Consider the following 19,352-nt stretch of genomic DNA (forward strand, 5'->3'; position numbering starts at 1 on the left):
TACTTCACGACCTCCCGCCCATAGCCTCCCTCGCAATTGATCACATCCGCAGCCGGTCAATGGCGACCGGTGCGCACGTTCATTGTAGCCAACGAGGGTTGCCATGCTTGACAGGGACAAGGGGACATCCACTGCCAATCCGGCGGGGACGAGCGACAAGTCTGCGAAAAAGCTGAGCAGGCGCACGCTGTTGAAGGGCGCCGCGGCGGTGGCCGGCGCGGCTGCAGGATCGGACGCGATCCGCGGATTCCCAACCATCTGGGCGCAGGAGATCAAGGACATCGAGCTGCGCCATGTCGGCGTGTCCTATTCGGTGGTGAAGGCGATCGGCGACCAGGCGGCCAAGGATCTCGGCTTCAAGGTGACGATGCAGAACCTCGACACTTCCGCCGCCATCAACCGCTTCATAAGCCAGCCAAATACGGTCGATATCGCCGATCTCGAGGGCTGGCAGGCCAAGCTCGCTGCCAAGCGCGGCGTGATCCAGGGCATCGAGGTCAAGAAGGTCAAGGAGTTCGACAACATCCTGCCGATCTTTACCAAGGGCGAGATCGACGGTCACAAGATCCCGCGCCAGGGCATCTCGCCCTACGAGGCCATGTATATCGCCAAGCCCGATTCGACCGATTTGAGCGACGGCGTGACCGAATGGGCGACCTTCCTGCCGCAGGTCTACAACGCCGACTCCATCGGCTATCGCCCCGACCTCGTCGGCCATGAAGTCACGGAATGGAAGGATCTGATCGATCCGAAATTCAAAGGCAAGGCCGCGATCCTCGACGTGCCCGCAATCGGCATCATGGACGCCGCGCTCTGCTTCGAAAGCGCCGGGCTGATCAAGTACGGAAACAAAGGCAACATGACCAAGGAGGAGATCGACTTCACCTGCAACAAGCTGATCGAGCTCAAGAAGCAGGGCCAGTTCCGCGCGACCTGGACCACCTTCGACCAGTCGGTGCAGCTGATGGCGGCGGGCGAAGTGGTCATCCAGTCGATGTGGTCGCCGGCGGTTGCCGCGGTACGCGTGAAGGAAATCCCCTGCGTCTACGCGCCGGTCAACATCAAGAACGGAAAGGAAGGCTATCGCGGCTGGTGCAACGGCATGGGCCTGATGAAACATCTCTCCGGCAGGAAGCTGGACGCGGCCTACGAATATCTCAACTGGTATCTGTCGGGCTGGCAGGGCGGTTTCGTCGCGCGCTACGGCTATTACAGCCCGGTCCCTTCGACTGCGAAGAAATTCCTCACGGCGGCCGAATGGGCGTTCTGGTACGAGGGCCAGCCCGCGCCCGAGGTGGTCAACGACCCCTATGGCGTGCCGATGGAGAAGAGCGGCACCAAGCGTGACGGCGGCTCGTTCCTCGACCGCGTCAAGAACATCTCCTGCTGGAACACGCTGATGGACGAAGCCGCCTACATGAACAAGCGCTGGAACGACTTCAAGGTGGCCTGAAACCTGCTTTCCCTGACGTGAACGAAGCGCCGGCGCGGCGATGCGCCGGTGCCAAATGACCGACTTCGAGGCGTTTGCCGACATGCAGCCAAGTCTTAGTCCAGCTCAAACCCCACCACGCGCAAATCTCGCCGGCTGGCTCTACGTGTCGCCGCTCGTGCTGGTGCTTGTACCGTTCTTCGTGGCGCCGATCCTGGTCGTGCTGGCCGCGAGCTTCTTCGCCACCGACGGCTTCGGCGGGCTGACGCCGGGCTTCACGCTCGCAAGCTATGTCGAGGTGCTGCATTCGGCGCTGACGCTGAAGCTGTATCTGGCGACGATCAAGTTCACGTTGCTGACCTGGATCTTCACGCTGATCATCGGCTTCTTCGTCGCATACTTCCTGGTTTTCCACGTCCGCAACCAACTACTGGCGATTGGCCTGTTCCTGCTCTGCACGGTGCCGTTCTGGACCTCGAACATCATCCGGATGATTTCCTGGATTCCGCTGCTCGGCAAGGAAGGCCTGATCAACCAGGCGCTGCTGGGACTCGGTGTGATCCGCCAGCCGCTTGAGGTGCTGCTGTTCTCCGACCTTGCGGTGGTCATCGCCTATGTCCATCAGCTCACCATTTTCATGATCGTGCCGATCTTCAATTCCATGGCACGGATCGACAAGAAGCTGATCGAGGCCGCGATCGATGCCGGCGCCAGTCGTTTCGACATCATGCGGCTGATCGTGGTGCCGATGTCCAAGAGCGGCATCGCCCTCGGCACCATCTTCGTCGTCTCGATCGTGATGGGCGATTTCTTCGTGGTCAAGGTGATGTCCGGCGGCGGCTCGGCCTCTGTGGTCAGCGCCTTCTACGAGGATGTCGGCGTGCTGCAATATCCGACCGCGGCGGCGAGCGCAGTATTGCTGACGCTGGTGCTGGTCGCGATCGTCTCGCTGATCCTGCGCACGGTCGACATCAGGCAGGAGATCACGCGATGAGTGCGGTTCTCGCCGACATGCCCAAGGCTGATGTGTCAAAGGCGATCGCGCCGGTGACAAAGGCGATTGCGCCGAGCAAGGGCGGTCGGCCGTGGACGTTCTATGTTCTGGCGACACTGTTCGCGTTCTATGTGATTGCGCTGTACGGCCCGATGTTCTGTATCTACGTCCTGTCGTTCCAGGACATCCGTGGCGGCCTCGTGTTCCCGATGAAGGGCACTTCGCTGCACTGGTTCGTCGATCTCTTCACCCAAGTGCGGACCGGCGACGTCAAGGGCTCGTTCGATCGTTCGATCAAGCTCGCGATCATCGTCACTATCATCACAGTGGTGGTGTCGTTCCTGGCCGGGCTCGGTTTTCGCAAGCGCTTTCGCGGCGACACCGTCGTGTTCTACATGATGATCGGCAGCCTGGTCGCACCGGGACTCGTGCTCGGCCTCGGTACCGGTCTGTTGTTCCAGGCCCTCGGCCTCAATGCGAGCTGGTACACCTCGGCGCTCGGCGCGCAACTGTCATGGACGCTGCCGTTCGGCGTGCTCGTGATGTTCGCGGTGATGTCGCGCTTCAACCACGTCTGGGAGGAGGCGGCCTACGACCTCGGCGCCAGCCGTTGGCAGTCGATCCGGCTGGTGATGATCCCGGTGCTGGCACCCGGCCTGGTGGCGGTCGCGCTGTTCGGCTTCACGCTCTCCTACGACGAGTTCGCCCGCAGCCTCCAGACCGCGGGCTCGCTCAACACGCTGCCGCTGGAGATCTGGAGCATGACGCTGAACGTCACCTCGCCTTCGCTCTATGCGCTCGGCACCGTGACTACCATCGTCTCCTTCATTGTCATCGGCGCGAGCCTGGGCAGCATCGTGCTGATCCAGAAGAAGCGCGGCAGCAGCACAAAGGGTTGAGCTGGGAAATGAAGAGCGATCGCGGCGATATCGAACTGGCGGGCGTCTGCAAGAGCTTTGACGGAGTCGGCAATGTGGTCGACGGCGTCAACCTCAAGATCGCCGACGGCGCCTATTGCTGCTTCATCGGCCCCTCCGGCTGCGGCAAGACCACGATACTGCGCATGATCGCCGGCCACGAGGACCCGACCGCCGGCGAGATCGTGATCGGCGGCCAGAACGTCGTCGGGCTCGCGCCGGTGCAGCGGCGCACCGCGATGATGTTTCAGTCCTACGCGTTGTTCCCGCATCTCACCGTGCGCGAGAACATCGCCTTTGCGCTCCGCGTGCGCGGCATGTCGAAGGCCGATCGCCTCCGCGCAGCCGATGCCATGATCGAGAAGGTGCATCTGACGCAATTCGCCGACCGCCTTCCAGCGCAGCTCTCCGGCGGCCAGCAGCAGCGCGTGGCGCTGGCGCGTGCCGCGATCACCGAGCCGAGGGTCCTGTTGCTCGACGAGCCGCTGTCCGCGCTCGACGAACAGCTCCGCGTGCAGATGCGTCAGGAGCTCAGGCGAATGCAGCAGGAGCTCGGCATCACCTTCGTCCACGTGACCCACACCCAGCTCGAGGCGATCGCGCTCGCCGATCTCGTGGTGGTGATGGAGCAAGGCAGAATCAAGCAGGCGGGCGCGGCACGCGATGTCTACGCCCATCCGCATGATCGTTACGTCGCCGAGTTCATGGGCGGGCAGAACGTGCTGTCGGGACGGGTCGAGAAGGTCAACGGTTCGACCTTTACGCTCGCACAGGCCGCGCCTGATGGCATCGAGGTCCCGCTTCAGGCGCGGTCCACGGTCAGCGTCGGCGACAAGATCGACATCGCCGTGCGCCGCGACGATGTCGCGCTGGTCCGGCCGGGCAGGGCGCTGCCGCCGGGCTGCTCCACCTCGCTGCCGAGTCGCGTGCTCGCGATCGAATACCAGGGCTATTTCGTCAAGGTCATGCTCGACACCGTGCCGGACGACGCGTTCGTGGCCTACGTGCCGGAAAAGACTTTCTTCGCGGATCCCTTCACCGTCGGCGATGTCGTGATGGCCACATGGGCCACCGGCAGCGCGCTTCCACTCGCCTAAAGACCCGTCGCGCACAGGAGTATGATCGTGCAGATATCCTTCACACTCAACGGACGGCCGACAACTGTGGATGTCGAACCGGCGACGCTGGTCGCCGAGCTGCTGCGCGAGCGGCTCAACCTCACCGGCACCCATATCGGCTGTGACACCAGCCAGTGCGGCGCCTGTGTCGTGCACCTCGACGGCCTGCCGGTGAAGAGCTGTACGCTGCTTGCGCCCGCGCTCGACGGTGCGACGCTGCTCACCATCGAGGGCCTGCAAGGTGTGCCGGGTTCGAACCGGCTGCATCCGATGCAAGAGGCATTTCGCGAGCATCACGGTCTGCAATGCGGCTTTTGCACACCCGGCATGCTGATGACGGCGGTGGCGCTCGCGGCCGAGAAGCCGAACCTGACGGAGGTCGACGTCCGTCACGGCCTCGAAGGCAATATCTGCCGCTGCACCGGCTATCAGAACATCGTCATCTCGGTCATGGCAGGCGCCGCCGCCATGAACGTGGCCAAGGGAGAGTGACCATGGGCCATGTGATCGGGATCGGCGCTTCACCTAAACGGAAAGAGGACCAGCGCTTCCTCACCGGACGCGGCAGTTACGTCTCCGACATCAAGCGTCCGGGCATGACGGCGGGTGTGTTCGTGCGCTCGCCGCACGGACACGCGATCCTGCGCGGCATCGACAAGAGTGCGGCCCTGGCATCGCCCGGCGTCATCGCGGTGCTGACCGGCGAGGATGCCGCCGCCGACAAGCTGGGCTCGCTGCCCTGCGGCTGGGGTATCTCGGATGCCAAGGGCGTGCCGATGAAGGAGCCGCCGTTCCCGATGCTGGCGCAGGGCAAGGTGCGCTTCGTCGGCGACATGGTGGCTTTCGTCGTCGCGGAGACGCCGGCGCAGGCCGGCGCGGCAGCCGAGCTGCTGACAGTCGATTACGAGGTGCTGCCCTCGGTGGTCGGCGTGCTCGAAGCCGTGCGGCCCGGCGCGCCGCAACTGTTCGACGACGTTCCGAACAACATCTGTTGCGATTGGGAGCTCGGCGACAAGGCCGCGGTCGAGACCGCCTTCCGGAAGGCGGCCCATGTCGCAAAGCTCAGCCTCGTCAACAACCGGTTGATCGGCAACCCGATGGAGCCGCGCGCGGCGATCGCCGAATACGAGCCCGGCACGGATCGCTTCACGCTTTGGACCACCAGCCAGTTCCCGCATGTCGTGCGCTTCCTGATGGGCGCGCTGGTGCTGAACATTCCGCAGCACAAGCTACGCGTGGTCGCGCCCGATGTCGGCGGCGGCTTTGGCGTCAAGCAGTTCCACTACGGCGAAGAGGCCGTGATTACCTGGGCCGCCAAGCGCGTGATGCGGCCGATCAAATGGGTCGCGAGCCGGTCGGAAGGCTACGTCTCCGATCGCCACGGCCGCGATCACGTCACCGAGGCCGAACTCGCACTGGACGAGACCGGAAAATTTCTGGCCTTCCGTGTCAACACGCTCGCCAATATGGGCGGCTATCTCTCGACCTTCGGACCGAACATCCCGACCAATCTCTACGGACCGCTGCTCGGCGGCGTCTACACCACGCCAGCGATCTACTGCAACGTGAAGGTGGTGTTCACGAACACGGTTCCGGTCGACGCGTATCGCGGCGCGGGCCGACCCGAGGCGACCTTCGTGCTGGAGCGCATCGTCGACGTCGCAGCCAGCGAGATGGGCATCGACCGCGTCGAGATCCGCCGACGCAACATGATCCCGAAGGGGGCCTACCCGTATCAGACGCCGGTGCTGGTGCAGTACGATTCCGGCGATCCGATGGGGTGTCTCGACGGCGCTCTTGTCGCGGCCGACGTCAAGAACTTCGGTATCCGCAAGGCGGAGTCGGCGCGCAGGGGCAAATTCCGTGGACTCGGCTACTCGACCTATGTCGAGGCCTGCGGCCTCGCGCCGTCACGCTTCGCGGGGCGATTGGGCGCGCGTGGCGGGCTCTATGAGAGTGCCACCGTGCGGGTGCATCCGACCGGCCAGGTCACGGTCATGATCGGCACGCACAATCACGGCCAGGGCCACGAGACGACGTTCGCGCAGATCGTCTCGGAAAAGCTCGGCGTCGCGTTTGACAATGTCGACATCGTGTTCGGCGATACCGATCGCGTGCAGTTTGGCATGGGTACCTATGGCTCGCGATCGCTGGTGGTCGGCGGCGCGGCGCTGTCGAAGGCGACGGACAAGGTGGTCGCGAAAGGCAAGAAGATCGCGGCGCATCTGCTTGAAGCGGCCGAAGTGGATATCCAGTTCGAGGCCGGAAAATTCTCGGTCGCGGGCACCGACCGCATGAGGACGTTCGAGGAGATCGCGGGCGCCGCCTACGTGCCGCACGACTATCCGCTCGAAGTGCTGGAGCCGGGGCTCGAAGAGCAGGCTTATTATGATCCCGTCAACTTCACCTATCCCGGCGGCTGCCACATTGCCGAGGTCGAGATCGACCCGGAGACCGGCACGGTGACGCTGGTCAATTACACCGCGGTGGACGACGTCGGCACTGTCATCAACCCGATGATCGTGGAGGGCCAGTTGCACGGCGGCATCGTGCAGGGCGTCGGTCAGGCGCTGTACGAGAACGCGGTCTATGACGAGGGCTCGGGCCAGCTGCTATCGGGCTCGCTGATGGACTATTGCATGCCGCGCGCCGACCACATGCCGATGATGAACATCGCGACCCATTCGACGCTGTGTACGCACACGCCGATGGGCGTGAAGGGCTGCGGCGAGGTCGGCACCATCGGTTCGCCGGCCGCCGTCATCAACGCGGTGGTCGATGCGCTGTCGCATCTCGGCGTCACCCATGTCGACATGCCGGCAACGCCGAACCGGATCTGGCGCCTGCTGCAGAACGCGTCGCTGCCGGTCGCTGCGGAATAGGGAGGATGACAATGAAGCCGTTTGCCTATCACCAGCCGGACCGGATTCCCGACGCTGCCAAACTGCTGACCTCGATCGAAGACAGCAAGCTCCTCGCCGGCGGCATGACGCTGATCCCGACGCTGAAGCAGCGGCTCGCCAGTCCGCCAGCCCTAGTCGACCTGTCGAGGCTCGGAGATCTGAAGGGCATCACCAACGACGGCGGCACCATCACCATCGGTGCAATGACGCCACATGGCATGGTAGCAGCCTCGAAGCTGGTGCAGACGAAGATCCCGGGTTTCGCCGCGCTGGCCTCGATGATCGGCGATCCCGCCGTACGCATCCGCGGCACTATCGGTGGCTCCGTCGCGAACAACGATCCGTCGGCCGATTATCCGGCAGGTGTGCTCGGATTGGGCGCGACCATCGTCACCAGCACGCGCGAGATCGCGGCCGACGGGTTCTTCCGTGGTCTGTTCGAGACCGCGCTTGAACCTGGCGAGATCATCACGGCGATCCGCTTTCCCGTGCCGCTCAGGGCGGGCTACGCCAAGTTCAAGGCGCCGGCGTCGCGCTATGCGCTGGTCGGCGTGTTCGTCGCGAAATTCGCCGATGGTGTTCGCGTGGCCGTGACCGGCGCGGGCTCCGGCGTATTCCGCGTTCCCCCGATGGAAGAAGCACTGTCGCGAAATTTCGATCCGTCCGCGATCGCGGCGATCAGGATCGACACCGACGGTCTCACCTCCGATGTCCACGCCGAAGCCGACTACCGTGCACATCTCGTCACGGTCATGGCCAAGCGCGCCGTCGACGCGGCGCTCAGCTAGCTCTTTTAGGGTTGATGATGACTGATGGTTCCGGCCGAACGGCCTTCCCGCCGGTGCCGACTGGCCTTGGCTCGCTTTCCGCAACCGAGATCCTGGCCGGCTACCGGCGCAAGGCGTTCACTCCGCGCGATGTCGTCGACGACACCATTGCCGCACTGGAGGCGACGAACGAGGCCTGCAACGCGGTGGTGACGCCGATGTACGGGCAGGCGAGGGCGGAGGCCGACCGTCTCACCAGGGAGATGCGCGCCGGCGAGACCAAGGGAGCGCTCGCCGGTGTCCCCGTCACGATCAAGGACCTGGTCTTTGTCGCGGGCGTGCCGGCCTATGGCGGCTCACCGATGAACAAGGCGTTCGTGCCCGATGTCGACGCGGCGGTTGTCTCAGCGCTGAAGGAAGCGGGTGCGATCGTCACCTGCAAGACCACGACCTGCGAGTCCGGTTACAAGTTGACGGCGGACAGCCCGGTCACCGGCACCACGCGCAATCCCTGGAACCCGGGTCGCACCAGTGGCGGATCGAGCGGCGGCGCGGCGGCGGGCGTTGCCGCCGGCTGCGGTCCGATCGCGATCGGAACCGATGGGGTCGGCTCGATCCGCGTGCCCTCGTCCTTCTGCGGTGTGTTTGGCCTGAAGCCGACCTTTGGCCTGGTGCCCCGTTCGCCCGGCTTCTCGCCACCGTCCTGGGGCTCGCTCGCGCATACTGGGCCGATTACGCGCACGGTCGCGGATGCCGCGCTGACGCTGGAGATCATCGCTGCTTACGATCTGCGCGATCCCGCGAGCCTGCCGGTGGCGGCGCGTCGGTTCGATACGAAGGCCGCGCCGTTGAACGGCATTCGCATCGGCGCCAGCGTCGATCTCGGCTACGCCGCGGTCAGCCCCGATGTGCGCGCGGCGTTCGGCAAGGCGCTGGCCATTCTCGATGCCTGCGGCGCGCAGGTCACCATGGATGGTCCGGGCCTCGATCCCGGGATCCTGGAGCACACGCTGAAGCCGATCGCCTTTACCGAACAGGCGGGCGCGGTCTCGAGCAAGACCACGGCCGATCTCGCCAGCTCCGAAGCAGATTATCTTGACGTCATCAGTGCCGGCAGGCGCTACAGCGGCACGGACTATATCGAAGCAGGGTATCGCCGCGCCCAGGCTCGCAGCAGCTTCCTGAAGCTGTTCGAGCGCGTCGATGCGCTGGTGACGCCGACCGTCGCGGTGACCGCGTTCGAGGCCGGCCGCCTCGGCGTCGACACGATCGACGGCGGCAATGTCGATCCGCATCTCGGCTGGTCGCCCTTCACCTGGCCGATCAATCTCGCCGGCCTTCCGGCCGCGACGCTGCCCTGCGGCTTCGATCGCGATGGGCTGCCGATCGGCTTGCAGATCGTCGCTCCCTGGCTCGACGAGCCCACGATCTTCCGCATCGCCGCTGCGTTCGAAGCGGCCCAGCCATGGGCGGCGTTCTGGCCGCAGCTGGCGTTGCGCGAACCGGATCGTGCCCGCGCGAAGGCGTGAGCCGAACCCGGCCTGGAGCGGGCCGGCCGCGTCCTGCCGGTCGGCCTCTGCGCCCGAAAAATTTTTCGAGGGGCCCTCTTGAAGTCGACTTGCGTTCTTCTAAGTCATTTTCGCCGCGAGAGCGGTGTGCCGGGTGCCCGCGAGGGGCCCGGAGCGGGCGCCGGGCCGGTGTCTTTGGACCCGTCTAAAACCCTGTCCTGCGCTCCTTCGTATCCATCTTGCTCTTTGGAGGACTTGGTTATGAGGACCACGTTTGACTTCGCGCCCCTGTGGCGCTCCACCGTCGGCTTCGATCATCTGGCGGGTCTCGTCGACAGCGCGCTGCGCCAGGCGAGCGAAGACAACTATCCCCCCTATAACATCGAACGCTCCGGCGAAGATCACTACCGGATCAGCCTCGCTGTGGCGGGCTTTGGCGTCAACGATATCACGGTGACGGCCGAACAGAATGCGCTGACCGTCGAGGGCAAGAAGCCCGAAGGTGCGACGGGCGAATATCTGTACCAGGGTATCGCCGCACGGCCGTTCCGGCGCGTGTTCAACCTGGCCGATTATGTCCAGGTGAAGCAGGCGTCCTTCCAGGACGGCCTCTTGATCATCGACCTCGTCCGTGAGGTTCCGGAAGCGATGAAGCCGCGCCGGATCCAGATCGCGGGCGCGGCCTCTCCTGCAACTCAGATCGAGCAGAAGAAAGCAGCCTAAGCGCTCGATCGAGGGGAATGGTGGAACGCGGCGCTCAGATATGCGCGCCGCGCTCCCACATGCATGAGAGAACGGCCATTCGATCATCAGCACATCCATCCCTTCGAAAGGAGCGTCAGGGGAGGCCCAACCGATGACAAACGTGAATACGAATTCCGGAAATCTCAACCCGCTGTTTCATCCCGCGGTTCACTACGGTTCGCCCGCGGATGTCCTGAATGCAAAGGAGCTCTCCACGCCGGAGAAGCGGATCATTCTGTCGTCATGGGCGTCCGACATGTACGCCGTCGAATCCTGTCCCGCTTTGCGTGAAATTCCCGGCATGAACCGTACGATTCGGCTCGCCGATATTCTCGCGGCCCTGCGCCGGCTCGACGGCGACAATGACGACGACCCGCCGCGCGGCGGCGGCGTCCCGATGCGCTTGCGGCGGCCTTGGGCCGCCGCAGAACGGCGAGGCGCGTGATGCTCACGCAGGCCGTTCTTGCTCTGGTGCTGGTCGGCCAGGTCTCCGCGGCCTGGGCCATTCCATTTCTAGCCTTGCAAGGCTGGCTCGACGTGCCGCCAGACAAACGTGAAGCGGCTCTCTGATTTCAATCTCAGACGATGCGACTGGTCATGAAGACGATTGCTATGCGTTCGTTCTCGCTTGCGTTGCTGGTGCTGATACTGACGGCGTCACATCCCGCCGCAGGCCAGATCCCCGATCTGAAGCCGGGCGGCTCGGTGCCGACTTTGGCGCCTCTGGTTCGGCAGGTGACGCCGGCGGTGGTCAACATCTCGGTGCACGGCCGGGTACGCGAGGACAATCCGCTCTATCGTGACCCGCTGTTCCGCGAATTCTTCGACGTTCCGAGGCAGATCGAGAAGGAAGTCAGCGCGACCGGCTCCGGCGTGATCGTCGATGCCCGGAGCGGCTACGTGCTGACCAACAACCACGTGGTCGAAGGCACCTCCGCCCTCCAGATCACGACCAAGGACGGCCGGCAGTTTTCCGCAAAGGTCGTCGGCCGCGACTCGCCGACGGACGTCGCCGTGCTCCAGATCCAGAATCCGACCGGACTGAAGGCGCTTCCCCTCGGTGACAGCGACGCACTGGAAGTCGGGGACTTCGTGCTCGCGATCGGCAATCCCTTCGGCCTCGGCCAGACGGTGACGTCGGGCCTCGTCAGCGCCCTAGGCCGAACCGGCCTCGGCAAGCAGGGTTATGAAGACTTCATTCAGACCGACGCCGCTATCAATCCCGGCAATTCCGGCGGCGCGCTGGTCAGCCTGCAGGGCGAACTGGTCGGCATAAATTCGGCCATCATCTCGCCCGCTGGCGGCAATGTCGGTATTGGCTTTGCCATTCCCGTCAACATGGCGCGCAAGGTGATGGAGCAGATCATCGCCACCGGCAGGGTCGAGCGCGGTCGCATCGGCATTTCGCTGAAGGACCTCCACCCGTCCGTCAACAAGGGACGCACCGAAGGCGCGCTCATCGCCGAAGTTGCCGCGGATTCGCCGGCCGAGAAGGCTGGCCTGCACAAGGGCGACATTGTCACCACGGCGGAGGGCCGCCCGATCCGCACCGCCGCGCAGCTGCGCAATACCATTGGTCTTGCGCGGGTCGGCGACGAGGTGAAGCTCGCTCTGCTGCGCAACGGCACACCGCTCACGGTCCTCGTCCGAGTGGCTCCAGCAACCGAGCCGCGCAATGCCAATGCAGGAAGCAACCGCCTCGTTCGCTAGGCCAATCAAAGAGGATATCACCGCAGCAAGCCGGTCGCTCTTTGTCTGCGATCGTGGACCCGGGACGCAGTTTGGGACGACCGCTGCGCGAACGTCCGGATGGCTTTATCCCAGCTCGATCGGCTCGCCGCGGCCGCTGAGCTCCTCGTCGAGGCGCAGATAGTGCGCGAGATAGTCGTGCAAGGCGGTCGCCGCCTTCGAGGTCGCGCCGCTCGACTTGTAAAGCAGCAGCTCGATCTTCGGCAGCGGCGGCAGGCCCTCGTTCGGGCCGATCTCGCGCATCGCCGGCACCAGCGCGCTGCGGCCGAGTACGGTCACGGCCATGCCGGCGAAGGCCGCCGCCTGGAGGCCGCCGACGCTTTCGCTGACGCAGGCGATGCGCCAGCGCAGATTCGCACGTTCCAGCGTGTCAATCGCGTAGTCGCGATAGATGTTGCCGGGCGGCAGCAACGCCAGCGGGATAGGCCGTTCCTGGTGCGCGGAGGACTGCTCGCCGGTCATCCAGACCAGTTGCTCGCGCCGTACCACCTGGCCGCCCGTAAAATCGTTCATGCGGGTGACGAGCGCGATGTCGACATCGCCGCGCTTGACGAGGCCCACCAGCGGCGTCGAGAGCGCGCAATTGAGCTCGACCTGGACGCGCGGGAATGATTTTCGGAACACGCTGAGGATCTGCGGCAGCATGAAGGCGGCATAGAGGTCGGGCGTGCCGAGCACGACCTGACCCTCGATCTCCTGTGACGCCAGCTGCGAAATCAATTCGTCATGCAACCTCAGGATGGATTTGGCGTAGGTGAGAACCGTGGTGCCGTCCTCGCTCAGCGTGAGCCGGCGCCCGACATGCTCGAACAATTGCTTGCCGGTGAGCTCCTCCAGCCGCTGCAATTGCAGAGTGATCGCCGGCTGAGTGCGGCCCAGCCGCCGCGCGGTCTCGGTGATGCTGCCGGTCTCGACCACGGAGATCAGCGACCGGAGCATGCGGATATCGAGGCTGATGAGGTTCATGCGGCGTCCATGTCGCCCAGAATTTATGCAAGTTCCATGCTAGGGTGAAAGGGAGCCGGTTCGGAAGGCTCGGCTGCAGCCGGCCTGTTCTAAATTAGTCGACGTGCCGGTCCAGCATTGCTGGCATACTGAATATTGATTATCAGGCGGCTCGGCGCGCATTATGCGCCCAACGAACATAAAAAGGGAGCACAAGCCATGAAAGAGACATCAGCAACGCGACGGGAGCTGCTCGCAATTGCCGCGGCGGCAAGTGCTGCCTCAATCGCGGAAGTTGCGCCGGCCGCGGCGCAGGCCGGCCCGAAGCCGATCTTTCCAGTGCCGATGGTCACCATCCCGATCGTCGGCGAAACTCAGGTGTTCCAGGTCCGCCGCATCTACTGCATCGGGCGCAACTACGCGGCGCACGCGATCGAGCGCGGCTCGGACCCGAACCGCGAGCCGCCGTTCTTCTTCCAGAAGCCCACCGACGCGATCCAGAACGTCGCCGTGGGCGAAGTCGCCGATCATCCCTATCCGTCGCTGACCAAGAACTATCACCACGAGGTCGAGCTGGTCGCCGCGCTGAAATCCGGCGGCAGCAACATCCCGGCCGAGAAGGCGCTCGACCACGTCTATGGCTACGCGCTCGGCCTCGACATGACCCGGCGCGATCTCCAGAACGGGATGGCCGCGGAGAAGAAGCCGTGGGAGATCGGCAAGAGCTTTGACCACGCCGCGGTGATCGGCCCGATCCACCCGGCCAGCAAGACCGGGCATTTCGACAAGGGCGCCATCTCGCTGGCGATCAACGGGACGGTGAAGCAGAGCTCGGATCTCAGCAAGATGATCTGGAGCGTGGCCGAGCAAATCGCAAAACTGTCGGAAGCGTTCGAGCTGAAGGCCGGCGACATCATCTATTCCGGCACGCCGGAGAATGTCGGCCCGGTCGTGAAGGGCGACGTGCTGTTGTGCAAGCTCGACGGCTTGCCGGATATGTCGATCAAGATCGTCTAACGCTCCCCTCTCCCCGCCTGCGGAAAGTGAGGGGCCGGACGTTTCGCTTCGTCATGCCCGGGCTTGTCCCGGGCATCCACGTTTTGGGTGCCGGTTGCGTGGAAGCCCTGGATGGCCGGGACAAGCCCGGCCACGACGACGCTGAGAGTGGCTTCGATCCCATCTGTCGCAGCGCGGCGTCCTGATCTAACTCTGGCCGAGGATCTTCTTTGCGGCGCGAAGATGCGGCTTGTCGATCATCTGGCCGTCGAGGCGCAGCGTGCCGGAGTTCGGATTGCTCGCGAACGCCGCGATCACCTTCTCGGCCCAATTGCGCTCGGCTTCGGTCGGCTCGAACGCCGCGTTGACCACGTCGACGTGCTTGGGATGGATCAGCGCTTTCGCCGAAAAACCGTCACGCCGCGCCGCGCGCGTTTCCTGTTCGAGTCCGGTGAGATTGTCGATGTCGGTATAGACGGTGTCGATCGGCGCGACCTCGGCCGCGGCGGCCGCCATCAGGCAGAGATCGCGGGCCAGACGATAAGGGCTGTGGAACACGCCGCCCGCCGCTTTCTCAGTCGCGCCGAGCGAGGCCGAGAGATCTTCCGCGCCCCACATCAGGCCCGCGAGGCGAGGAGAGCAGCCCTTGTAGCTGCCGAGCCCGAAGATCGAAGCTGCGGTTTCGGTCGCGACGCAGACGATGCGTGTTGAGCCAATGGCGATACCAGCCGCAGCTTCCAAAGCTTCCAGCCAGGTCGCGACCTGTCGCACGTCGTCGCCGCCCTGCGATTTCGGCAGCACGATGCCGTCGGGCTGGCCCGGAATCACCGCGGCAAGGTCGGCGAGCGTCATGCCGGTGTCGAGCGCGTTGACGCGGACATAGAGCTGGTGGGGCTTGTTGCGGCCCTTCAGCATCGTCAGCGTCAACCCGCGCGCCTCCGGCTTCTTGTCGGTGACGACGGAATCTTCGAGATCGATGATCAGCGCGTCGGCGTTGCCTTCGCTGGCCTTCTCGAATTTGCGCGGGGAGTCGCCCGGCACGAACAGCATCGAACGCATCAGACCGGCCTCTTGTGCATCATCGCCATGCGGCGGCATTTGCCGACGATCTCGTCGTTCTGGTTGAGAGCGTGGTGCTCGAACTCGACGATGCCCGCCTTGGGGCGCGATTTGGATTCCCGCAACGAAAGCACCTTTGTCGTCGCCCGCAGCGTATCGCCATGGAAGACCGGTTTCGGAAAAGTGACGTCCGTCATGCCGAGATTGGCAACGGTGGTCCCCATGGTCGTATCATAGACCGTCATGCCGATCATGATGCCGAGGGTGTAAAGGCTGTTGAAAATGCGCTGGCCGAACTCGGTCTGGGCCGAAAAATGTGCGTCGATGTGCAGCGGCTGCGGATTGAGCGTCAGCAGGCTGAACAGGGTGTTGTCCATCTCCGTGACGGTCCGCGTCAGGGGATGCCTGAACTCCTGGCCCACCGAAAACTCCTCGAAATAAAGTCCGGCCATCGCGGTTTCCTCCCTGCGAAATAACGGCGCGCTCGCATCCTCGCGCCGCATGACCCTATGCATGCTACACACAGTTGATAGGGAAATTCACGTATCTGTACCCTGCTTTTCAAGTTAAAGAACGCAAGCGAAGGCACGTTCGGGCGCACCAATCCGCCACGGCCTTCGCGTGGGGAACGCGACGAGGGGGAGATTGCGCGTTCGCTTCTCCCAAGAAGGAGATCAAGAATATGGATTTCGCGCTCACCGCTCAGCAGGAAGCCATTCGCGACGCCGTCGCAAAGGTTTGCGAAGACTTTCCCGACGCCTATTGGCTGAAGAAGGACCACGACGGCGGCTTCCCGCACGACTTTCACAAGGCCATGGCGGACGCCGGCTGGCTCGGCATCTGCGTGCCGGAGGAATATGGCGGCTCCGGCCTCGGCATCACCGAAGCCGCGATTATGATGCGCGCCATCGCGGAATCCGGCGCCGGCATGTCCGGCGCCTCCGCGGTGCACATCAACGTGTTCGGTCTCAATCCCGTGGTCGTGTTCGGCACCGAGGAACAGCGCAAGCGCATGCTGCCGCCGATGGTCGAGGGCCGCGAGAAGGCGTGCTTTGCCGTGACCGAGCCCAACACCGGCCTCAACACCACACAGCTCAAGACCCGAGCGGTGGCCAAGAACGACCGCTATATCGTCAACGGCCAGAAGGTGTGGATCTCCACCGCGCAGGTCGCGCACAAGATCCTGCTGCTGGCGCGCACCACGCCGCTGGAGGACGTGCGCTCGCCGACGCATGGGCTGAGCCTGTTCTATACGGACTTCGACCGCAACAGGATCAAGGTCCACGAGATCGAGAAGATGGGCCGCAAGGTCGTCGATTCCAACGAGCTGTTCTTCGAGGACTTTGAAATCCCGATGGAGGATCGCATCGGCGAAGAGGGCAAAGGCTTCCAGTACATTCTCGAAGGCATGAACCCCGAGCGCATTCTCATCGCCGCGGAAGCCGTCGGCCTCGGCAAGCTCGCGCTGTCGCGCGCGACCGAATACGCCAAGACCCGCGTGGTGTTCAACCGGCCGATCGGCAAGAACCAGGGCATTCAGCATCCGCTGGCTGTAAACTGGGTCGAGCTCGAGGCGGCCTGGTTGATGGTGATGTCGGCGGCCTGGCAATACGACAAGGGCATGCCTTGCGGTGGCGCCGCCAATGCCGCGAAATACATTGCGGGTGAGGCCGGATATCACGCCTGCGAGCAGGCGGTGATGACCCATGGCGGTTTTGGCTATGCCAAGGAGTTTCACGTCGAGCGTTACTTGCGTGAAGTTCTGATTCCGCGCATCGCGCCGGTCAGCCCGCAGCTTGCGCTGAGCTTCATCGCGGAAAAGGTGCTTGGACTGGCCAAGTCATACTAAGCTCGAACACGTACCATTGCCGGGCGCCGCGATATTCGCGCCCGATCACCGTGACGCGCTACGGCAGAGCTATTCGGCCGCGATCCGGTCCATCGCCATGGCCCGAAGCCGGGCGCGCTGGATCTTGACGCCGTTCGCGCTGTCGGTGACGGGGAAGGCCTCCACGACGTAGATCCGAGCCGGGACCTTGTAGCCGGCGAGCCGCTCGCGCAGGCGCGCGATCAGCGCGTCCTGCCGCGGCGGCTCGTGGTGGGTTTCCCGAGCGGGGATCACGAAGGCAACGCAGCGTGCGTTTCCCTTCAGATCGACCGCGACGACCTGGGCGTCGGCCACGCCAGCGCACGATTTGAGTTCGTCCTCGATCTCGCCGGGCGCAACCAGGAAGCCGCCGAGCCGCATGGCGTCGCCCGCGCGGGTTTCGTAGACGAAGGAGCCGTCGCCGCGCAGCTGGCCGATATCGCCGGTGCGGAAGAAGCCGTCCGCGGTGAAGGCGTCGCGCGTCGCGTCGGGATTGTTGTAGTAGCCGAGAAAGAGTGACGGCGCACGGATCTCGATCTCGCCGGAGACGCCGCGAGGGGCGAGTTCGCCGGTCTCGGTGTCGCGCACCCGGACCTTGGCCTCCGGCGACATCGGCCAGCCGCCGCCCTCGATGCGATCGGCGAAGCCATCACTCGAGCGTGCGATCGAGAACAGCGCCTGCACCTCGCTCGAACCGTAGAGGCCGTGCAACGGCATGCCGCGCGCTTCGGCCTCCGCCGCAAGCTCGCGCCAGCCGGGCTGGAACGCGGCAAAGCCGCATGCCTCGAGATGCGGAAATGGATGCGGCGCGTCGGTGAGGGCGAGGATGCGGCGGAACATCTCGTCGGAACCAAAGGCGTGCGTGATCCCGCACTCGCGGAGAATCTTCAGCGCCGGCGCGGCCTCGAAGGCGTCGAGCGCATGGACGGCCGCGCCCGCTGCGACGAAGCCGAGCAGGCTCGTCATGCCAAAAGTGCCGCAGAACGGCAGCATCGCCAGCAGCGCATGGCGCTGCGGCGAGAGTTTGAGCGCCTTGGCAACGGCGGCGGCGTGCGTGGCCAATGTTCGCTGTGAATGCGCGACAAGCTTCGGTCCCTTGGTGGTGCCCGACGTCGTGTAGAGCAGCAGAGGCAGACCGACGTCCTCCTCCTCCGGCGTAGCCGGCGGATAAGGCTTGTCGAAGGCGTCGAAGCGTACGCATGGCCATTGGGCGGGAATCTCATCCGCGCCGACCACCGCGAGTTCTCGCAGCGCGGGCACCTCGTCCTTGGCGACGTCGGCGAGAATAGCGGCAAAGTCGATCGAGCGGAACGCGGCTTCGATCACCATCACACGGGCGCCGGACAGCTTCAGGAGATGCGCGACCTCCGCGCTGCGGTAGCGTGTATTGACGGCGGCGACGATTGCCCCACGCCGGGCGGCGGCGAACAGCAGTGCGATCCATTCGATCCGGTTGACCAGCCAGACCGCGACGACGTCGCCCTTGCCGATACCGCGCGCGGCAAGCCAGGCGGCGGTCTGCTCGATCTGTTCCGAGAATTCGGCGCGCGAAACCAGCGTGCCGTCGAACACGAAGGCGGGATCAGCGGCCGCCTCGGCCCGGATCAGCGATTGCAGCGAGAATTCATTGGCGCTCATGGCAACCGGACTAACCCGACCGCGCGAACCTGTCTACTTGGTGCCGAACATCCGGTCGCCGGCGTCGCCCAACCCCGGCACGATGTAGCCGTGGTCGTTGAGCCGCTCGTCGATCGCGGCGGTCCAGACCGGCACGTCCGGATGCTCGCTCTGGAACTGCGCGATACCTTCAGGCGCGGCCAGAAGGCAGACGAAGCGGATGTCGCGGGCGCCGCGCGCCTTCAGCAGCGAGGCGCCGGCGCAGGCCGAGTTGCCGGTCGCCAGCATCGGATCCATCAGGATCACGGTGCGATCCGACAGGTCCTGCGGCGCCTTGAAGTAATACTCCACGGCCTGCAACGTATCAGGATCGCGGTAGAGCCCGATATGAGCGATGCGCGCCGAGGGCATCAACGCCAGCATGCCGTCGAGGAAGCCGACGCCGGCGCGCAGGATCGGCGCCAGCGTGAGCTTCTTGCCGGCGATCTTGGGCGCCCGCATCGGCGCAATCGGCGTCTCGATCTCGACCAGCTCCAGCGGCAGGTCGCGCGTCACCTCGTAGCCGAGCAGCATCCCGATCTCGTTCAGGATTTCGCGAAAGCTCTTGGTCGAGCGGTCCTTCTCCCGCATCAGGGAGAGCTTGTGCTGGACCAGGGGATGGGCGACCACGTTGACGTTGCTGATGCTCATGAAACCGATCTACACGGTTCCGTGAAACTGCGCCAGATCGGCCGAG

The 19,352-nt window shown here is 64.5% G+C and carries 19 protein-coding genes; 14 read left to right on the forward strand and 5 right to left on the reverse strand.

Annotation, left to right across the window (positions count from 1 at the left end):
- The first annotated feature begins 103 nt into the window (after nucleotides 1-103).
- The 12 genes from IVB54_RS09010 to IVB54_RS09060 all read left to right on the forward strand — a co-directional run bounded on the left by IVB54_RS09010 (nucleotide 104) and on the right by IVB54_RS09060 (nucleotide 12,093).
- On the forward strand, nucleotides 104-1,453 hold the full coding sequence (locus IVB54_RS09010) for an extracellular solute-binding protein (RefSeq protein ID WP_247295053.1): 1,350 nt from the start codon (nucleotides 104-106) through the stop codon (nucleotides 1,451-1,453).
- A gap of 55 nt (nucleotides 1,454-1,508) precedes the next feature.
- A complete protein-coding gene (locus IVB54_RS09015; protein ID WP_085361515.1) occupies nucleotides 1,509-2,426 on the forward strand; it encodes an ABC transporter permease in 918 nt (305 codons plus the stop codon).
- Nucleotides 2,423-3,325: an ABC transporter permease gene (locus IVB54_RS09020; protein ID WP_018454025.1), complete on the forward strand. Its 903-nt coding sequence runs from the start codon at nucleotides 2,423-2,425 to the stop codon at nucleotides 3,323-3,325. Before IVB54_RS09015 ends, IVB54_RS09020 begins: the two co-directional genes overlap by 4 nt.
- A gap of 8 nt (nucleotides 3,326-3,333) precedes the next feature.
- A complete protein-coding gene (locus IVB54_RS09025) occupies nucleotides 3,334-4,440 on the forward strand; it encodes an ABC transporter ATP-binding protein (protein ID WP_085395710.1) in 1,107 nt (368 codons plus the stop codon).
- 21 nt (nucleotides 4,441-4,461) lie between these two features.
- On the forward strand, nucleotides 4,462-4,953 hold the full coding sequence (locus IVB54_RS09030) for a (2Fe-2S)-binding protein (protein WP_247295051.1): 492 nt from the start codon (nucleotides 4,462-4,464) through the stop codon (nucleotides 4,951-4,953).
- 2 nt (nucleotides 4,954-4,955) lie between these two features.
- Entirely contained in the window at nucleotides 4,956-7,343 is a 2,388-nt protein-coding gene (locus IVB54_RS09035) for a xanthine dehydrogenase family protein molybdopterin-binding subunit (RefSeq protein WP_247295049.1), read from the forward strand.
- Nucleotides 7,344-7,354: 11 nt separating this feature from the next.
- Nucleotides 7,355-8,152, forward strand: a complete 798-nt coding sequence (locus IVB54_RS09040; RefSeq protein WP_247777169.1) for a xanthine dehydrogenase family protein subunit M — start codon at nucleotides 7,355-7,357, stop codon at nucleotides 8,150-8,152.
- A gap of 17 nt (nucleotides 8,153-8,169) precedes the next feature.
- Nucleotides 8,170-9,660 carry an amidase family protein gene (locus tag IVB54_RS09045; RefSeq protein WP_085352025.1) on the forward strand — a complete coding sequence of 497 codons (1,491 nt, stop codon included), beginning with the start codon at nucleotides 8,170-8,172 and terminating at the stop codon, nucleotides 9,658-9,660.
- Between the two features lie 240 nt (nucleotides 9,661-9,900).
- Nucleotides 9,901-10,362, forward strand: a complete 462-nt coding sequence (locus IVB54_RS09050) for an Hsp20 family protein (protein WP_018454031.1) — start codon at nucleotides 9,901-9,903, stop codon at nucleotides 10,360-10,362.
- Between the two features lie 133 nt (nucleotides 10,363-10,495).
- On the forward strand, nucleotides 10,496-10,828 hold the full coding sequence (locus IVB54_RS09055) for a hypothetical protein (protein WP_085395707.1): 333 nt from the start codon (nucleotides 10,496-10,498) through the stop codon (nucleotides 10,826-10,828).
- Complete coding sequence (locus IVB54_RS41435; RefSeq protein WP_018454033.1) at nucleotides 10,828-10,953, forward strand: hypothetical protein; 126 nt, start codon at nucleotides 10,828-10,830, stop codon at nucleotides 10,951-10,953. The genes IVB54_RS09055 and IVB54_RS41435 overlap by 1 nt, the downstream gene beginning before the upstream one ends.
- Nucleotides 10,954-10,980: 27 nt before the next feature.
- Nucleotides 10,981-12,093, forward strand: coding sequence for a trypsin-like peptidase domain-containing protein (locus tag IVB54_RS09060; protein WP_018454034.1), 1,113 nt, complete (start codon nucleotides 10,981-10,983; stop codon nucleotides 12,091-12,093).
- A gap of 105 nt (nucleotides 12,094-12,198) precedes the next feature.
- Here IVB54_RS09060 and IVB54_RS09065 read toward each other — a convergent pair whose 3' ends face one another.
- Nucleotides 12,199-13,098: a LysR substrate-binding domain-containing protein gene (locus IVB54_RS09065; RefSeq protein ID WP_018454035.1), complete on the reverse strand. Its 900-nt coding sequence runs from the start codon at nucleotides 13,096-13,098 to the stop codon at nucleotides 12,199-12,201.
- 198 nt (nucleotides 13,099-13,296) lie between these two features.
- On the opposite strand from IVB54_RS09065, the gene IVB54_RS09070 reads away from it, so the two are divergent.
- Nucleotides 13,297-14,094, forward strand: a complete 798-nt coding sequence (locus IVB54_RS09070; RefSeq protein WP_085361511.1) for a fumarylacetoacetate hydrolase family protein — start codon at nucleotides 13,297-13,299, stop codon at nucleotides 14,092-14,094.
- A 186-nt stretch (nucleotides 14,095-14,280) separates the two neighbouring features.
- Here IVB54_RS09070 and IVB54_RS09075 read toward each other — a convergent pair whose 3' ends face one another.
- Together IVB54_RS09075 and IVB54_RS09080 are read right to left on the reverse strand one after the other, a co-directional pair.
- A complete protein-coding gene (locus IVB54_RS09075) occupies nucleotides 14,281-15,132 on the reverse strand; it encodes a CoA ester lyase (RefSeq protein ID WP_162496395.1) in 852 nt (283 codons plus the stop codon).
- Complete coding sequence (locus IVB54_RS09080; protein WP_018454038.1) at nucleotides 15,132-15,635, reverse strand: MaoC/PaaZ C-terminal domain-containing protein; 504 nt, start codon at nucleotides 15,633-15,635, stop codon at nucleotides 15,132-15,134. The genes IVB54_RS09075 and IVB54_RS09080 overlap by 1 nt, the downstream gene beginning before the upstream one ends.
- Before the next feature lie 179 nt (nucleotides 15,636-15,814).
- Between IVB54_RS09080 and IVB54_RS09085 the strand changes: the two genes are divergently transcribed.
- Nucleotides 15,815-16,981, forward strand: coding sequence for an acyl-CoA dehydrogenase family protein (locus tag IVB54_RS09085; protein WP_007613843.1), 1,167 nt, complete (start codon nucleotides 15,815-15,817; stop codon nucleotides 16,979-16,981).
- A gap of 69 nt (nucleotides 16,982-17,050) precedes the next feature.
- Here IVB54_RS09085 and IVB54_RS09090 read toward each other — a convergent pair whose 3' ends face one another.
- On the reverse strand, nucleotides 17,051-18,637 hold the full coding sequence (locus IVB54_RS09090; protein ID WP_247295044.1) for an AMP-binding protein: 1,587 nt from the start codon (nucleotides 18,635-18,637) through the stop codon (nucleotides 17,051-17,053).
- A gap of 33 nt (nucleotides 18,638-18,670) precedes the next feature.
- Nucleotides 18,671-19,306, reverse strand: coding sequence for a uracil phosphoribosyltransferase (gene upp / locus IVB54_RS09095; protein ID WP_018454040.1), 636 nt, complete (start codon nucleotides 19,304-19,306; stop codon nucleotides 18,671-18,673).
- Nucleotides 19,307-19,352 lie beyond the last annotated feature (46 nt).

The organism is Bradyrhizobium sp. CW1 (assembly GCF_023100665.1).
In the GTDB taxonomy this organism is placed as follows: domain Bacteria; phylum Pseudomonadota; class Alphaproteobacteria; order Rhizobiales; family Xanthobacteraceae; genus Bradyrhizobium; species Bradyrhizobium canariense_D.

Coding starts and splice junctions, on each gene's coding strand:
- IVB54_RS09075 (WP_162496395.1), bottom strand. CDS start 15,132: ATGCGTTCGATGCTGTTCGTGCCGGGCGACTCCCCGCGCAAATTCGAG.
- IVB54_RS09065 (WP_018454035.1), bottom strand. CDS start 13,098: ATGAACCTCATCAGCCTCGATATCCGCATGCTCCGGTCGCTGATCTCC.
- upp (WP_018454040.1), bottom strand. CDS start 19,306: ATGAGCATCAGCAACGTCAACGTGGTCGCCCATCCCCTGGTCCAGCAC.
- IVB54_RS09085 (WP_007613843.1), top strand. CDS start 15,815: ATGGATTTCGCGCTCACCGCTCAGCAGGAAGCCATTCGCGACGCCGTC.
- IVB54_RS09030 (WP_247295051.1), top strand. CDS start 4,462: ATGATCGTGCAGATATCCTTCACACTCAACGGACGGCCGACAACTGTG.
- IVB54_RS09040 (WP_247777169.1), top strand. CDS start 7,355: ATGAAGCCGTTTGCCTATCACCAGCCGGACCGGATTCCCGACGCTGCC.
- IVB54_RS09010 (WP_247295053.1), top strand. CDS start 104: ATGCTTGACAGGGACAAGGGGACATCCACTGCCAATCCGGCGGGGACG.
- IVB54_RS09070 (WP_085361511.1), top strand. CDS start 13,297: ATGAAAGAGACATCAGCAACGCGACGGGAGCTGCTCGCAATTGCCGCG.
- IVB54_RS09055 (WP_085395707.1), top strand. CDS start 10,496: ATGACAAACGTGAATACGAATTCCGGAAATCTCAACCCGCTGTTTCAT.
- IVB54_RS09050 (WP_018454031.1), top strand. CDS start 9,901: ATGAGGACCACGTTTGACTTCGCGCCCCTGTGGCGCTCCACCGTCGGC.
- IVB54_RS41435 (WP_018454033.1), top strand. CDS start 10,828: ATGCTCACGCAGGCCGTTCTTGCTCTGGTGCTGGTCGGCCAGGTCTCC.
- IVB54_RS09015 (WP_085361515.1), top strand. CDS start 1,509: ATGACCGACTTCGAGGCGTTTGCCGACATGCAGCCAAGTCTTAGTCCA.
- IVB54_RS09060 (WP_018454034.1), top strand. CDS start 10,981: ATGAAGACGATTGCTATGCGTTCGTTCTCGCTTGCGTTGCTGGTGCTG.
- IVB54_RS09020 (WP_018454025.1), top strand. CDS start 2,423: ATGAGTGCGGTTCTCGCCGACATGCCCAAGGCTGATGTGTCAAAGGCG.
- IVB54_RS09080 (WP_018454038.1), bottom strand. CDS start 15,635: ATGCGGCGCGAGGATGCGAGCGCGCCGTTATTTCGCAGGGAGGAAACC.
- IVB54_RS09035 (WP_247295049.1), top strand. CDS start 4,956: ATGGGCCATGTGATCGGGATCGGCGCTTCACCTAAACGGAAAGAGGAC.
- IVB54_RS09045 (WP_085352025.1), top strand. CDS start 8,170: ATGACTGATGGTTCCGGCCGAACGGCCTTCCCGCCGGTGCCGACTGGC.
- IVB54_RS09025 (WP_085395710.1), top strand. CDS start 3,334: ATGAAGAGCGATCGCGGCGATATCGAACTGGCGGGCGTCTGCAAGAGC.
- IVB54_RS09090 (WP_247295044.1), bottom strand. CDS start 18,637: ATGAGCGCCAATGAATTCTCGCTGCAATCGCTGATCCGGGCCGAGGCG.